Here is a 13,454-nt window from a genome sequence, read left to right as displayed (position 1 = left end):
GTTCAGCCCGGGCGCGCTGTGTGCAACGTCACAGGAACGGGACCGTCGGCGGGTTTTATGGCCAGCGCCTGGATCGTCACATTGTCCAGCGAGGCGTAGAAGGCCTCACGCGCATGGTTCAACGCCCCGCGCAGTCCGCAGTCGTGCACTAGGGGACATTCGCCCGTGGCGGTTTTGCAGTCGGCCACGTCGCTGTGGTCGTCGAGCACGCGCAGCACGCGGCCGACGGTGGCAGCCCTGCCTGCGGGGGAGATGCGCACGCCCCCGCTGCGGCCACGGATGGCCTCCACCAACCCCATCTGGCGCAACCTGAGCACAGCCTTGGCGACGTGGTTGTACGGGGTGCCCACCAGATCGGCCAGCGTCCGGGTGGTGGGAAGTTCGTCGTCGGGCATTGCACTCAACACCATCAAAAGACGCAGGCTCACGTCCGAGAATGAGTTAATGCGCATGGCTCAGACCCAGATCGCCATCTCGCCGGCTTCGAGGAAAGGATTGCCAAACTCCCAGCCGGTGGGCTCCTGGCGGTAGGGCCGGACGGCCGAAACGCACACACCGGTGCTGTGTTCGGCCATGACATGGATGGCGTCGGTGACGTCGTCGGGCAGGTGAATGTCACAGACGACGGCGGCAGCCCGGTTTTGTTCGCGCTGTTGCCCCAGCGCTTCGAACAGGTCCGCGATCATCTGGTCGGCATCGAGTTCGGCTTCCACCTCGCCTTCCACAGTGTTGGGGGCGACGGCAACCAGGCTGAGTTCGCCGTCGTGCGTGAGCACCAGCCCGACCGGCAGGAAGGCCCCGTGGGCTTCCAATTGCTCCCCGGCCACGCCCAGAGCCGTGCCGATGAGCTTGTTCAGGTCGTCCTGGACCAGCGCGTCGGCCGCGGCCTGCCCGGTGCTTTCCGGCTCGGTGCCGGCCTGCTGGCCATCGGCGGGCTGGCCGGCCTGCTCGGCGCTGATCTGCTCAGGGGTGTTCTGGTCCATCGGTTCGTCCTAACAAAGAAGAGTTGGTTGGTGTCGTTGCGCCGGTGCTGCGGGCGCCATGGATGGGGCAGCGGGTGCTACATGCGCACGATGTCAAGGACGGCGTCGCGGATGTCGGCCATCGTGACGGAGTCAACGGCTTCGGCATTCAAGCGCAGGAACGGCTCGGTGTTGGAGGCTCGCAGGTTGAACCACCAGGCGCCGTCCTTGGCTGTGAACGTCAGGCCGTCAAGTTCATCGACGATGACGTCGTCGGTCGTGTAGGTGGCACGGACCCTGGCCACGGCGGCCGGGACGTCGGCAAGTTGCGAGTTGATCTCACCGCTGGAGACGTAGGGCTCGTATTCGCGGCCCAGTTCGGAGAGCGGGCCGTCCTGCTCGCCCAGGGCGGCCAGGACGTGCATGGCCGCCAGCATGCCGGTGTCGGCGTTGAAAAAGTCACGGAAGTAGTAGTGGGCCGAGTGCTCCCCGCCGAACACAGCGCCCTCGGCTGCCATGGTGGCCTTGATGAAGGAGTGGCCGACGCGTGTGCGCACCGCCCGCCCGCCGTCGCGGCTGATCAGTTCGGGCACCGCCCGGGAGGTGATCAGGTTGTGGATGACTGTGGGGTGCTCCTCGCCTGCCTTCTGCGCGCGGGCGATCTCCCGGCGGGCCACCAGTCCCGTCACGGCCGACGGCGAGAGCGGCAGGCCGAGCTCGTCAATGACAAAGCAGCGGTCGGCGTCGCCGTCGAACGCCAGGCCAATGTCGGCGCGGTGCTTGAGGACAGCAGCCTGCAGGTCCACCAGGTTGGCCGGTTCCAGCGGGTTGGCGGGGTGGTTGGGGAAGGTGCCGTCAAGCTCAAAATACAGGGGCACGATCTCAAAGGGCAGGCCGGGCAGCAGCGCGTCGCCAAGCACGGCGGGGGTTGTCATGCCGGCCATGCCGTTTCCGGCGTCAACGACAATCTTCAGCGGCCGGGACCCGGAAAGGTCGACGAGCTTGCGCAGGTACAGGGAGTATTCCTTCAGGACGTCGGCCTCGCCAATGCCGCCCATCGTGCCGCCGGGGGCTGCCGCGGGAATGCCGTCGGCCAGGTAGGACTGGGCCAGGTCGCGAATCTCGTACATGCCTGTTTCGGAGGAGACCGGTACGGCACCTGCCCGTGTCATCTTCATGCCGTTGTATTCGGCAGGGTTGTGGCTGGCCGTGAACACCACGCCCGCGGCATTGAGCACGCCGGAGGCAAAATACAGTTCGTCGGTGGAAATCAAGCCCAGCAGCTTCACCGTGGCGCCGCGCCCGGCGGCACCTTCGGCAAAGGCCCGGCAAAAATCGGGGGAGGAGGGGCGCATGTCGCCGCCCACCAGGACCGTTTTTCCATCCAGCCCAAGTACGTCGACAAAGGCGGCGCCCACGGCCCGGACCGAGGCGGTGGTGATGGTCTTGCCCACAATCCCGCGAACGTCGTAGGCCTTGAATGAGTCGGACAGGTCAACCGGCGAATTATCTTCAGTAGTCACCCAACCATCCTAGCGCTGGAGGGCAAACGGCTGCCTTTGGTGGCCGAAATGTGCGGTTATCCACAACTTGACCGGGGGTGGGGCAGCTTGTCGGTGTGCGCTGTAATACTGGGAGGATGACGATGCAACCAGCACCCGGCACTTCCGCGGCCGATCTGTCCAACTATTCTGCCGACCAGGGCTTCCCAACGGAGACGGGCTTTGCTGCCAGTGCCGCCGACACCCGATCCGGCACCCGGGCGCAGGCGCTTGAGGTGCTGCGGGCACTGGTGGGCAGGCAGGATGCCGTTTTTCACGACGGCCAGTTTGAAGCCATTGAGGCCCTGGTTGACTCCAACCGCCGGGCACTGGTGGTTCAACGCACCGGTTGGGGCAAGTCGGCCGTGTACTTTGTCGCCTCGCTGCTGCTGCGCGCCCGCGGCGCCGGCCCCACCTTGATTGTTTCCCCGCTGCTGGCCTTGATGCGGGACCAGGTGGCTGCCGCCGAACGGGCAGGGGTGCGGGCCATGGCCATCAACTCCGCCAACGCCACGGATTGGGGCGAGGTCGCTGCCGCACTTGCCGCTGACGAGGTTGACGTGCTGCTGGTGTCCCCGGAAAGGCTGACAAACCCGGCATTCCGGGAGAACCAGCTGCCCACCTTGATCCAGCGCACCGGGCTGTTGGTGATTGACGAGGCCCACTGCATATCCGACTGGGGCCACGACTTCCGCCCCGACTACCGCCGGATAGCGGACTTGATCGCCCAGCTGCCGGCCACCGTCCCGGTCCTGGCCACCACCGCCACAGCCAACTCGCGGGTGGTTGCCGACATCGAGGAACAGCTCGGGACCGGCGTGTTCACGATTCGCGGCCCCCTGGCCCGCAAGTCCCTGCGGCTCGGCGTGCTGCGGCTGGCCGACTCCCGCGACAGGCTTGGCTGGCTCCTCACCCATCTGGCCGAACTGCCGGGCAGCGGCATCATCTACACGCTGACGGTGTCGGCAGCCGAGGACACCGCCCGGCTGCTGGCGGAGGCCGGGCACGTGGTGAAGGCGTACACGGGACGCACCGACACCATGGACCGCGAGGCCTTGGAGGAGGCGCTCAAGAACAACCACGTGAAGGCGCTGGTTGCCACCAGTGCCCTGGGCATGGGGTTCGACAAGCCCGACCTGGGCTTCGTTGTCCACTTGGGGGCGCCGTCGTCCCCGGTTGCCTACTACCAGCAGGTGGGCCGTGCGGGCCGTGGCAGCGCCAACGCCGATGTGCTGCTGTTGCCGGGCAGCGAGGATGCCGAGATTTGGCGGTACTTTGCCACCGCGTCCATGCCGGCCCAGGACAAGGCCATGGCTGTGCTCGAGGCACTGGGGGAATCGCCCAAGGCCATGTCGACCCCCGCCCTCGAAGCCCGGGTTGACCTGCGCCGGACCCCGTTGGAGCTCCTGCTGAAGGTCCTGGCCGTGGACGGGGCGGTGCAGCGCGTCTCCGGCGGCTGGGAATCCACCGGCCAGCCGTGGGCATACGACGAGGAACGCTACCGCAGGATTGCCCAGGCCCGGGTGGACGAGCAGCAGTCGATGGTTGAGTACGAGCGCATGTCGGGCTGCCGGATGGAATACCTGGCGGCCGCGCTCGACGACGACACGGCGGCTCCCTGCGGTCGTTGCGACAACTGCACCGGGCGCTGGTTCAGTGCCGACGTCATGGCCAGTGCCTCCGACGCGGCGGGGGATGCCCTGCGCCACGCGGGGCTGCCGCTTGACCCGCGCGCCATGTGGCCCACAGGCATGGACAAGCTTGGCGTGCCCGTGAAGGGCAAGCTCAAGGCCGGCGAATTGCTGTCAACGGGCCGGATTCTCGCCAGGCTCACCGACCTGGGCTGGGGCAACGCCCTGCGGGCAATGTTTGCCGCCGGGGCGCCCGACGCCCCCCTTGACCCGGCCATGGCCCAGGCCGTCGTGGGGGTGCTGCGCGAATGGGGCCAGTCAGGGTGGGCAGGCTCGGGACGGCCCGTTGCCGTGGTGTCGATGCCGTCACGCAGCAAGCCCCTGCTGCTGCAGTCCTTTGCCCAGGCCATCAGTGAGATTGGCAGGCTGCCTTACCTGGGCGGGCTGTCCCTGGAATTTGGCGGGCCCACGGGGACCCGCGGCGGCAACAGCGCCTACCGGCTGGCAGGTGTCTGGGAACGCTTCTCGGTCGGGCCCGAACTTCAGGCGGCGCTCGCAGCCCATCCCGGCGGCCCGGTCCTGCTGTTGGACGACCTGGTGGACAGCCGGTGGAGCCTCACTGTGGCCGGACGTGCGCTGCGCCAGGCCGGCGCGGACCAGGTCATGCCGCTGGTGCTGGCGCAGGCCGGCTGACGTCCCCATTCCAGGAAGTGGCCCGCAGTTGTGGTCGCAAAAACCGCGATTTTGCGGTGTTTTGCGACCACAACTGCGGGCCACTTTGTGTTGCTGGGAGTTATCCGGCGGGGCGCAGGCGCAGTGCCTGCATGCCCCCGTCGACAGCTATCGAGGTGCCCGACGTGGAGCCCGAAAGAGGGCTGGCCAGGTAGGCCACGGCGCCGGCAACCTCGTCGGCCGTGACCAGGCGCCCGTGCGGCTGGCGGGCGTTCAGTGCTGCCCGTTCGGCGGCGGGATCGTCGGCCTGCGAGAGCAGCCTGCCAACCCAGGGGGTGTCGGCCGTGCCGGGATTGACGCAGTTGACGCGGACGCCTTCACGCAGGTGGTCGGCGGCCATGGCCTGGGTCAGTGACAGGACCGCGCCCTTGGTGGCAGAGTACAAGGCGCGCTGGGGCAGGCCGGCGGTGGCTGCAATGGAGCAGATGTTCACAATCGCGGCACTGGCGGACTCGCGCAGGTGGGGCAGTGCGGCGCGGGAGACCCGGACAATGCCGACGACGTTGATGTTCCAGACGCGGGCCCATTCGGCGTCGTCGTTGTCTTCCACGGAGCCGATGGCACCAATGCCCGCATTGTTGACAACAATGTCCACACCGCCGAACGCCGCCACGGTGCCGTTGATCGCTGCGGTGACGGCGACGTCGTCGGACACGTCGCAGGCAAAGCCCAGCTGGCCCTCGGGGAGTTCGGCGGGGTTCAGGTCAAGGACGGCGACCCGGGCGCCCATGGCCTGGAGCTTTACGGCAATCGCGGCACCGATCCCTGATGCGCCGCCGGTGACAACTGCTGTGAGAGTGGCAAGTTCCTGGCTCATTCATGCCTCCTGGCGGGTGGTGCCGGCGCGGAAGAATTCCTGGCGCTGGCGGCCAAGTCCGTTGATTTCAAGTTCGACGACGTCGCCGTCCTGGATGTAGGGGAAGCGGCCCGAGAGGGCGACGCCTTCGGGTGTGCCCGTCAGGACCACATCGCCCGGTTCCAGCACCATGTACTGGCTCAGGTGGTGGATGACGGCGGGCACGTCAAAGATCAAGTCTGCCGTGTTGGAGTCCTGCCGGGGTTCGCCGTTGACCCAACTTTTAAGCTGCAGGCTGTTCGCGTCCAGCTCGGCCGCCGGCACGAACCACGGGCCCAGCGGCGTGGACTTCGGCAGGGATTTGCCCTTGGTCCACTGGCCCGCGGCGCCGGGGATCTGGTATTCGCGCTCGGAGAGGTCGTTGGCGATGACGTAGCCGGCCACAGCGTCGGCTGCTTCTTCAAGGGTTGAGAGGTAGCTGACTTCGCTGCCGATGACGACGCCCAGCTCCACCTCCCAGTCGTACTTGGAGGCCAGCGGCGGGATCGGTGCAGCGTCAAAGGGGCCGGCAACGGTGTTGTTGGGCTTCAGGAAAACCACCGGAATCGTCGGTGGCAGTGCGCCGGATTCGGCTGCGTGGGCGGCATAGTTCATGCCAATGCAGATGACATTGTTGGGCCGGGCGATGGGGGAGCCGATGCGCAGGGCAGCGGCGTTTTCCAGCACCGGCAGGGTCCCATTTTCCAGCGCAGTGCGCAGGGCGGCCACGCCGCCGCTGGCCAGGAATGCGCCGTCGATGGTGTTGGTCACCGGGCGTGCGTCGTAATGTTGCTCGGTTCCGTCGGAGTCGGCGGCAATGACCACGGGAATTTCCCGGCCCTGCCCGCCAAGGCGTGCAATCTTCATGGAGTTCATGTCCTCTACAACCGCAAACTGGGCGGTTATTCTTGTTGGCGGCCCCTTGCCGGAGCGTAACATCTGAGCTTTAGGCTTACTTTACCCACACTATGCGGTGATTTTCGTACTATGTCCCATATTGACATGCAAAACATCGGATGTTTAGCTTGGGTTAACTTTTCAGCATTTTTACCTCTTCTCAGGAGCAGCCCGTGAGCACAATCATCGCCGTGGAGACCAGCGACGTACGGTTTCCTACGTCCCGTGAGCTGGATGGCTCGGATGCCATGAATCCGGATCCCGACTATTCGGCCGCATACCTGCGGATTGTGACGGACAGCGACGACGGCCATGAGGGACATGGATTCGTGTTCACCATTGGCCGCGGCAACGACGTTGAAGCAGCCGCCATCAAGGCACTTACCCCGTACCTGCTGGGCCGCAGTGCCGAGGGACTGCTCGATGACATGGGCGCCACCTGGAAGGAACTGGCGCACGATTCCCAATTGCGCTGGCTCGGCCCGGAAAAGGGTGTCATGCACATGGCCATCGGCGCCGTAGTCAACGCGCTGTGGGACCTCAAATCCAAGCGTGCAGGCCTGCCGCTGTGGCAGCTGCTGGCCCGGATGAGCCCCGAGGAACTGGTCAACCTGGTTGACTTCCGCTACCTCACCGACGCCATGACACGCGATGAGGCACTGGAGATCCTGCGCAACGCAGCGGCCGGCCGCGAAGAGCGCACCGCCACACTGTTGGCCGAGGGCTACCCCGGCTACACCACCACACCCGGCTGGTTGGGCTACTCGGATGAAAAGCTGACCCGGCTGGCCAAAGAGGCGGTGGCCGCCGGCTTCAAGCAGATCAAGCTCAAGGTGGGGGCGGACGTCGGCGATGACGTGCGCCGGCTGCGCACCGCACGCGCCGCCGTCGGGCCCGACATCAAGATTGCTGTGGACGCCAACCAGCGCTGGGACGTTGCGGAGGCCATCGAGTGGATGAAGGAGCTGGCGCCGTTCGACATCGCCTGGATTGAGGAACCCACCAGCCCCGACGACATTTTGGGCCATGCGGCCATCGCCCGCGGCGTTGCACCCATCCCGGTGGCCACCGGGGAACACGTGCAGAACCGTGTCGTTTTCAAGCAGATGCTGCAGGCCGACGCACTCCAGGTGCTGCAGATAGACGCCGCCCGCGTGGCCGGCGTGAACGAAAACGTCGCCATCCTCCTGCTGGCCGCAAAATTCGGCGTCAGGGTTTGCCCCCACGCCGGCGGGGTGGGCCTGTGCGAAGCCGTCCAGCACCTGTCAATGTTTGATTTTGTGGCAGTCTCGGGCAAAAAAGATGACCGCATGATCGAATTCGTGGACCACCTGCACGAGCACTTCACCGCTCCCATCGACGTCCATGACGGCTGTTACTGGCCGCCCACAACCCCCGGCGGCGGCAGCGAAATGCACGCAGCCTCGGTTGCCGAGTACACGTTCCCCGACGGTGCCTTCTGGGTCGCCGACGCCGCCGACGCAGCAACGGACGCAGCCGCAGCATCCGCCGCCGCGAACGCAGCATCCGCCGCCGCGAACGCAGCATCCGCCGCCGCGAACGCAGCATCCGCCGCAGCCGAAAAGGAACTGGTCTAGTCCATGCCGCACCAGGGCGCCCCCGCGCAGGTTGTCATCCCGCACGCCCCTTGGTTCACCGAGGACCGGCTTGGCATGTTTGTGCACTGGGGGCTGTATTCCCTGGCCGCCCGGCATGAATGGGTCATGAACCACGAAGAAATTGCTGTGCAGGATTACCACAAGTACTTCGAACACTTTGACCCGGACCTCTACGACCCGCGCGAGTGGGCCGCAGCGGCCAGGAATGCCGGCATGAAGTACGTGGTGCTGACCACCAAGCACCACGAAGGGTTCGTGCTGTGGGATTCCGCCCTCACGGAGTACAAGTCGACCAACACTCCGTGCGGGCGGGACTTGCTCGCCCCGTATGTTGCGGCGCTGCGGGAGGCCGGCCTGAAGGTCGGCTTCTACCACTCCGTCATCGACTGGCACCACCCCGATTTCGCCATCGACGCCGTCCATCCGGAGCGCCACAACCCGGCGTGGCGCGAGCTCAACAAGGCCCGCACCGGCGCCGCGTACCGGGAGTACCTGCACGGACAGGTCCGCGAGCTGCTCACCAATTACGGCCAGATCGACTACCTCTTCTTTGACTTCTCCTACCCGGAGATGTCCACCAAGACGGACGACGGCGAGCCCAAGTTCCGCGGCAAGGGCGCCGACGATTGGGGTTCCGTTGAGCTGATGAAGATGATCCGGGAGCTGCAGCCCGGGATCATTGTGAACGACAGGCTCGACGTGCCCGGCGACTTTCTGACCCCGGAGCAGTACCAGCCCGCCGGGGCCATGCTCAGCGGCGGGAAGGAAGTTCCGTGGGAAGCCTGCCAGACCCTGAACGGCAGCTGGGGCTACGACCGGGACAACCTGGACTACAAGTCGGCCGAACAGCTCGTCCGGATGCTCATTGACGGCGTCTCCAAGGGCGGCAACCTGCTGCTGAACGTGGGCCCCACAGCCCGCGGCAACATCGATCCCCGCGCCTATGAGGCGCTTGACGGCATCGGCGAATGGCTGCGCCTGCACGGCCGTTCCATTTACGGCGCCGGGGCCTCGGCCCTGGAGGCCCCGGTGGATGCCCGCTACACCCTGCGCGGCGACCGCCTCTACCTGCACCTCTTCGCGTGGCCGTTCCAGTTCATCCACCTGCCCGGCCTGGCCGGAAAGGTGCGCTACGCCCAGTTGCTCAACGACGCCTCCGAAGTCTCCATGCTGGTTCTTGACCCGGACCAGGCCGCCGGGCACATGACCCCTGCCGGCCAGGCTCCCGGGACGCTGACGCTGAAGCTGCCGGTCCAACGGCCCAAGGTGGGCGTGCCCGTCGTCGAACTTTTTCTGAACACGCAGCCCACGGCCGAACGGGACTGACATGACCCAAAAGATTGCCCTTCACACGCGGCTCAAACCCGGCAGGGAAGCCGAATACGACAGGGTCCACGCCCGCATCAGCGACGAGCTGGACGCAGCCCTGCGCGGCGCCGGCGTCACCGGCTGGAACATTTGGCGCAGCGGGCGGGACCTTTTCCACGTCGTGGAGGTGGCCGATTACCAGGCCATGCGCAAGGAATTGGCGTTGAACCCTGTCAACATTGAGTGGCAGGCCGTCATGAGCGGGCTGTTGGGCGTTGCAGACGACTACTCGGGCGATGACATGGGTCTGGCGAAAGTGTGGGAGCTGCCGTGACAATACCGGAATTGGGCCGCCTGGGCTTTGGCGGCGCAGGCATCGGCAACCTTTACAAGGCCATGAGCGACGACGTTGCTGCCGCCACCATCGCGGCCGGCTGGGACGCGGGCCTGCGCTACTTTGACACCGCCCCGCACTACGGTCTCGGTTTGTCCGAACGCCGGGTGGGCGCCTTCCTGGCCACGAAGCCGCGGGACGAATTTGTCATCTCCACGAAGGTGGGGCGCATCCTGGAACCCGTGGACAACCCCGCCCGGGCCCGGGACACGCAGGGCTTTGACGTCCCGGCCGACGTGGTGCGCCGCTGGGATCCCTCCGAGGCCGGCATCCGCCGCAGCATCGAGGACTCCCTGGCACGCACCGGCCTGGACCGGATTGACATTGCGTATTTGCACGACCCGGACGCATACGACCTCGAGGCAGGCATCAGCCAGGCGCTGCCCGCCCTGGAGAAGCTGCGCACCGAGGGCCTGGTCACGGCCATCGGTGTTGGCGCCAACTCGGCCGACGCGCTCCGTGACTGCGTGCTCGCAGCAGACCTCGACGTGATCATGCTGGCCGGGCGCTACTCGCTGCTGGAACAGCCCGCAGCCGCGGATCTCATGCCGTTGTGCCTTGACCGCGGGGTTGGCATTGTCAACGTCGGCGTCTACAACTCGGGACTGCTGGCCCGTCCTGTGGTGCCCGATGACGCGAACTACAACTACGCGCCGGCTCCGGCCAACATCCTGGCCCGCGCCAAGGCCCTTGCCGCCTGCTGCGACGACTTTGGCGTGGAACTGCCGGCGGCTGCCTTGCAGTTTGCCGTCGCCCACCCGGCCGTGGTGAACGTGGTGGTGGGCGCCTCCAAGCCCCAGCAGATTGTTCAGACGGCTGCGCGCATGACGGCCGCCATCCCCCCGGAACTGTGGGCGGCGCTCGTTGCCCGCGGCCTGCTGGATGCGGACCTCGTCAATGCCTGAGCCCGCGGACGACGCCGGACGGGCGGCTTCCGCTGCCGGCGGCACCTTGGGCACGTCCGCGGACCGCGTCGACTCGCACCTCCATTTGTGGAAGCTGGCGCCCGGGCAGTATTCCTGGCTGACCCCCGGGCACGGGATCCTGAACAGCTCCTTCACAGCCGGGCAGGCGCAGGAAGCCCTCCTCGGCGCGGGTGTTGGCCAGGCAATTCTTGTACAGGCCGATGACACCGCGGCTGACACCGAGGCAATGCTGTCGGCAGCCGCCGACCATGACTGGATCGTGGGGGTGGTGGGCTGGCTGCCGTTGGAAGACCCTGCCGCCGTTGCCACCTTGTTGGCAGCCTGGGGCGGCCAGCCGGCATTGTGCGGCGTCCGCACCTTGATCCACGACGACCCGCGCGCCGATGTCCTGGCACTTCCAGCCGTGCGCGAGTCACTGGCCCTGGTGGCACAGGCGGGACTGCCCTTTGATGTGCCGGACGCGTTTCCCCGGGATCTGGGCCAGGTGGCAAGGCTGGCCGAGGAGCTCCCGGAGCTGACAATAGTCGTGGACCACTTGGGCAAGCCCCCGCGCGGCGGAACATCCGCCCGGATGGTGGCATGGGAGCGGCAGCTGCGGGCCGTCGCCGCCCATCCCAACACGGTGGCCAAGCTGTCGGGGCTGCATTGCAACGGCGCTGAGTTTTCCGCGCAGGCCCTGGGCCAGGTCTGGGACATTGCGTTGGACGCCTTTGGTCCGCAACGGCTCATGTATGGCGGTGACTGGCCGGTGAGCCTGCTTGGCGGCAGTTACCAGCGCACGCTCGATGTGGCGGCCACACTCATTGACGAACTGAACCCGGCGGATGCCCACGCCATCTGGGCCGGGACTGCCCGGAGGGTCTACGACCACTAACAGGCGTTAGGTCCAGCCGGTCTGTAGTTGTGGCGGTAAAGCAGCGGATTTTGCTCTGGTGGTTGTTCCGCGGGTGGTTTAGCCGGTCCCCACCATCCCGGCTGTCAGGTCTCAAGCCACTGACGTCTGATTTGTCTTCGGCAGGGACGCCGGGCGTGACATTCTGGCCTGCCCGACGTTGCGTGTCATGCCAGCTCCCTCGATCGCGGCGGATCCGCCAGGGTTGAGGTGGAAATGTGCGCCGAGAAGGGGGCAAACCCGCATGGGTCTGCACCTGTTTCGCCGAGAATGGGTCGGACCCGCGAGAAGGGCGCAAACTTGGTGGCATTTCGCGGCTCCGGGCCATTCTCGGCAAAACGGGGTGCCGCACCATGCGGCCCAGGGCCATTCTCGGGGCAGCACACACCCGCCGGCACGAGTTTCCAGCACCCTGCGAAAGAAAAACGGGGACGGGGGGCCAGTTCCTGGGCAATGGTTCGCCAAACAAACCCCTATTAGGGCGAGGGCCTGAAGTCGTGACGGTGAAGCCACCCATGGAGCAATCACAACAGCGGCAGTGGAAGGCGGATTCCGATGAATTTCCTGCAACGACTGCGGGCTACTTGGCTTTAATGCCCGACGGCGTGGAACAGGGCGCTGATGCCGAGCAATACGAGCGCGAAGATCGGAAACAGCCATCGGGTGATGATCTCGAGCCATCGGTCCTTCGCCGACATGGGCGGGGCGGTTTCCAGAGGGCCAACCACCGGGTCCGGCGCCTCGCTCAGGGCCGTGACTGTGCCGGCCAGTGACAGGGCGACCATCAAGCCGGCGCTGATGACCAGGACCGGACCGGGCGGAAGGCTCAGGAACGCATCGCCGGCAACCTTTGGTGTCAGCATTGCCGACAGCACCCCTGCTGCCCCGCCCACAACAGGCGCGGCAATCAGCGCCCAGAAGTGCCGGAGCAGAAACGACAAGTACAGCGGCAGGGCGAGCACAAGGGCTGCAAGGAAGGCCATGCCTGCTAGCTGCCAGCCGCCCAACAGCAGCCGAGCACTTTCGAGCCACGGAGACAGGGCTGCCGAAAACACGAGGAAAACTACCAGGTTGGCGGTGCTCAGGGAGACGGTCGACTTCATGTCCTTTTTGATGGGCTTGTAGGCACCGTCGCTCAGTTCGGCCGCGTACTCCCGCGGCGTGCCAAATGCCTCCTCCGGGGACTGGCCGGAATCGGCCAGAAACTCCTCAACGGTTGCCAGCGTGTCGCCAATGGACTTGCCGGAGAAATCCTTGAGACGAAGCTCCATAGTCAGCTCATCGAACCACTTCTTGTGGGAGGCCGTATTCGTCGTTGCTTGCTTGGTCATTGCAAAACTCCTCGATCGGGTGCGGCGGCGAGAAACGCCGTCGTACTGGTGGTGAAGCTGTGCCATTGAAGGCGCTGGTGGTCCAGCTCGGTGAGTCCGGCAGTAGTGAGGGAGAAGTATTTTCTGCCGGGACCACTTTCGCCGGCGCGCCATTCAACGTCGACCCAGCCGGCCGCTTCGAAACGAGTCAGCAAGGGGTAGAGGGTGCCGCCCTTGAATGTGCCCAGGCCGGCCAGCTCCAACGCGGTGATGATGGCGTAGCCGTAGGTGGGGCCGTCCGATAAGGCTTGCAGTGCGCAGAGGCCCAGTGAGGCGCGGTTCCAATCGCCAGGCCACGGTTCTTCCGGTGATGAACTCATAACTAGATCGTATGTCTAACTAGTTAG

13 protein-coding genes are annotated in these 13,454 nt (G+C 66.0%); 6 read left to right on the top strand and 7 right to left on the bottom strand.

Translation table 11 applies throughout. The features are described 5' to 3' along the window. Nucleotides 1-2 precede the first annotated feature (2 nt). From AC1L6K_RS20705 to AC1L6K_RS20695, 3 genes are all read right to left on the bottom strand, one after another. Nucleotides 3-452 (bottom strand): RrF2 family transcriptional regulator, encoded by a 450-nt coding sequence (locus tag AC1L6K_RS20705; RefSeq protein WP_480950691.1) that lies wholly within the window; start codon nt 450-452, stop codon nt 3-5. Between the two features lie 3 nt (nt 453-455). Next, the gene (locus tag AC1L6K_RS20700) at nt 456-983 is read right to left on the bottom strand and encodes a hypothetical protein (protein WP_480950690.1); all 528 of its coding nucleotides are present in this window, start codon (nt 981-983) and stop codon (nt 456-458) included. A gap of 77 nt (nt 984-1,060) precedes the next feature. Next, nucleotides 1,061-2,485 (bottom strand): phosphomannomutase/phosphoglucomutase, encoded by a 1,425-nt coding sequence (locus AC1L6K_RS20695; RefSeq protein WP_480950689.1) that lies wholly within the window; start codon nt 2,483-2,485, stop codon nt 1,061-1,063. 116 nt (nt 2,486-2,601) lie between these two features. Between AC1L6K_RS20695 and AC1L6K_RS20690 the strand changes: the two genes are divergently transcribed. Next, a complete protein-coding gene (locus AC1L6K_RS20690; RefSeq protein ID WP_480950688.1) occupies nt 2,602-4,827 on the top strand; it encodes a RecQ family ATP-dependent DNA helicase in 2,226 nt (741 codons plus the stop codon). A 100-nt stretch (nt 4,828-4,927) separates the two neighbouring features. On the opposite strand, the gene AC1L6K_RS20685 is transcribed toward AC1L6K_RS20690, so the two are convergent. Together AC1L6K_RS20685 and AC1L6K_RS20680 are read right to left on the bottom strand one after the other, a co-directional pair. Continuing rightward, entirely contained in the window at nt 4,928-5,683 is a 756-nt protein-coding gene (locus tag AC1L6K_RS20685) for an SDR family NAD(P)-dependent oxidoreductase (RefSeq protein ID WP_480950687.1), read from the bottom strand. After that, nucleotides 5,684-6,568 carry a fumarylacetoacetate hydrolase family protein gene (locus tag AC1L6K_RS20680; protein WP_480950686.1) on the bottom strand — a complete coding sequence of 295 codons (885 nt, stop codon included), beginning with the start codon at nt 6,566-6,568 and terminating at the stop codon, nt 5,684-5,686. A gap of 203 nt (nt 6,569-6,771) precedes the next feature. Between AC1L6K_RS20680 and AC1L6K_RS20675 the strand changes: the two genes are divergently transcribed. From AC1L6K_RS20675 to AC1L6K_RS20655, 5 genes are read left to right on the top strand one after another with little or no spacing between them, the layout of a single operon-like run. Continuing rightward, the gene (locus AC1L6K_RS20675) at nt 6,772-8,196 is read left to right on the top strand and encodes an L-fuconate dehydratase (protein ID WP_480950685.1); all 1,425 of its coding nucleotides are present in this window, start codon (nt 6,772-6,774) and stop codon (nt 8,194-8,196) included. 3 nt (nt 8,197-8,199) lie between these two features. Continuing rightward, a complete protein-coding gene (locus tag AC1L6K_RS20670) occupies nt 8,200-9,543 on the top strand; it encodes an alpha-L-fucosidase (protein ID WP_480950684.1) in 1,344 nt (447 codons plus the stop codon). Nucleotide 9,544: 1 nt separating this feature from the next. Continuing rightward, a complete protein-coding gene (locus AC1L6K_RS20665; protein WP_480950683.1) occupies nt 9,545-9,859 on the top strand; it encodes an L-rhamnose mutarotase in 315 nt (104 codons plus the stop codon). Next, a complete protein-coding gene (locus AC1L6K_RS20660; protein WP_480950682.1) occupies nt 9,856-10,824 on the top strand; it encodes an aldo/keto reductase in 969 nt (322 codons plus the stop codon). Before AC1L6K_RS20665 ends, AC1L6K_RS20660 begins: the two co-directional genes overlap by 4 nt. Further along, nucleotides 10,817-11,719, top strand: a complete 903-nt coding sequence (locus tag AC1L6K_RS20655) for an amidohydrolase family protein (RefSeq protein WP_480950681.1) — start codon at nt 10,817-10,819, stop codon at nt 11,717-11,719. Before AC1L6K_RS20660 ends, AC1L6K_RS20655 begins: the two co-directional genes overlap by 8 nt. Before the next feature lie 608 nt (nt 11,720-12,327). On the opposite strand, the gene AC1L6K_RS20650 is transcribed toward AC1L6K_RS20655, so the two are convergent. Both AC1L6K_RS20650 and AC1L6K_RS20645 read right to left on the bottom strand, forming a co-directional pair. Beyond that, nucleotides 12,328-13,068, bottom strand: a complete 741-nt coding sequence (locus AC1L6K_RS20650) for a hypothetical protein (RefSeq protein ID WP_480950680.1) — start codon at nt 13,066-13,068, stop codon at nt 12,328-12,330. Then, entirely contained in the window at nt 13,065-13,427 is a 363-nt protein-coding gene (locus tag AC1L6K_RS20645) for a PadR family transcriptional regulator (protein WP_480950679.1), read from the bottom strand. Before AC1L6K_RS20645 ends, AC1L6K_RS20650 begins: the two co-directional genes overlap by 4 nt. Nucleotides 13,428-13,454 lie beyond the last annotated feature (27 nt).

The sequence above is a fragment of the Specibacter sp. BI4 genome (assembly GCF_056680095.1).
The sequence above is the reverse complement of the archived record's forward strand: the minus strand, read 5'-3'. Positions and strand labels throughout refer to the sequence as shown.

What these genes read in the sequence shown, in the direction of transcription:
- AC1L6K_RS20705 (WP_480950691.1), bottom strand. Translation starts at nt 452, where the DNA reads ATGCGCATTAACTCATTCTCGGACGTGAGCCTGCGTCTTTTGATGGTG.
- AC1L6K_RS20700 (WP_480950690.1), bottom strand. Translation starts at nt 983, where the DNA reads ATGGACCAGAACACCCCTGAGCAGATCAGCGCCGAGCAGGCCGGCCAG.
- AC1L6K_RS20690 (WP_480950688.1), top strand. Translation starts at nt 2,602, where the DNA reads ATGACGATGCAACCAGCACCCGGCACTTCCGCGGCCGATCTGTCCAAC.
- AC1L6K_RS20685 (WP_480950687.1), bottom strand. Translation starts at nt 5,683, where the DNA reads ATGAGCCAGGAACTTGCCACTCTCACAGCAGTTGTCACCGGCGGCGCA.
- AC1L6K_RS20680 (WP_480950686.1), bottom strand. Translation starts at nt 6,568, where the DNA reads ATGAAGATTGCACGCCTTGGCGGGCAGGGCCGGGAAATTCCCGTGGTC.
- AC1L6K_RS20670 (WP_480950684.1), top strand. Translation starts at nt 8,200, where the DNA reads ATGCCGCACCAGGGCGCCCCCGCGCAGGTTGTCATCCCGCACGCCCCT.
- AC1L6K_RS20665 (WP_480950683.1), top strand. Translation starts at nt 9,545, where the DNA reads ATGACCCAAAAGATTGCCCTTCACACGCGGCTCAAACCCGGCAGGGAA.
- AC1L6K_RS20655 (WP_480950681.1), top strand. Translation starts at nt 10,817, where the DNA reads ATGCCTGAGCCCGCGGACGACGCCGGACGGGCGGCTTCCGCTGCCGGC.
- AC1L6K_RS20650 (WP_480950680.1), bottom strand. Translation starts at nt 13,068, where the DNA reads ATGACCAAGCAAGCAACGACGAATACGGCCTCCCACAAGAAGTGGTTC.
- AC1L6K_RS20645 (WP_480950679.1), bottom strand. Translation starts at nt 13,427, where the DNA reads ATGAGTTCATCACCGGAAGAACCGTGGCCTGGCGATTGGAACCGCGCC.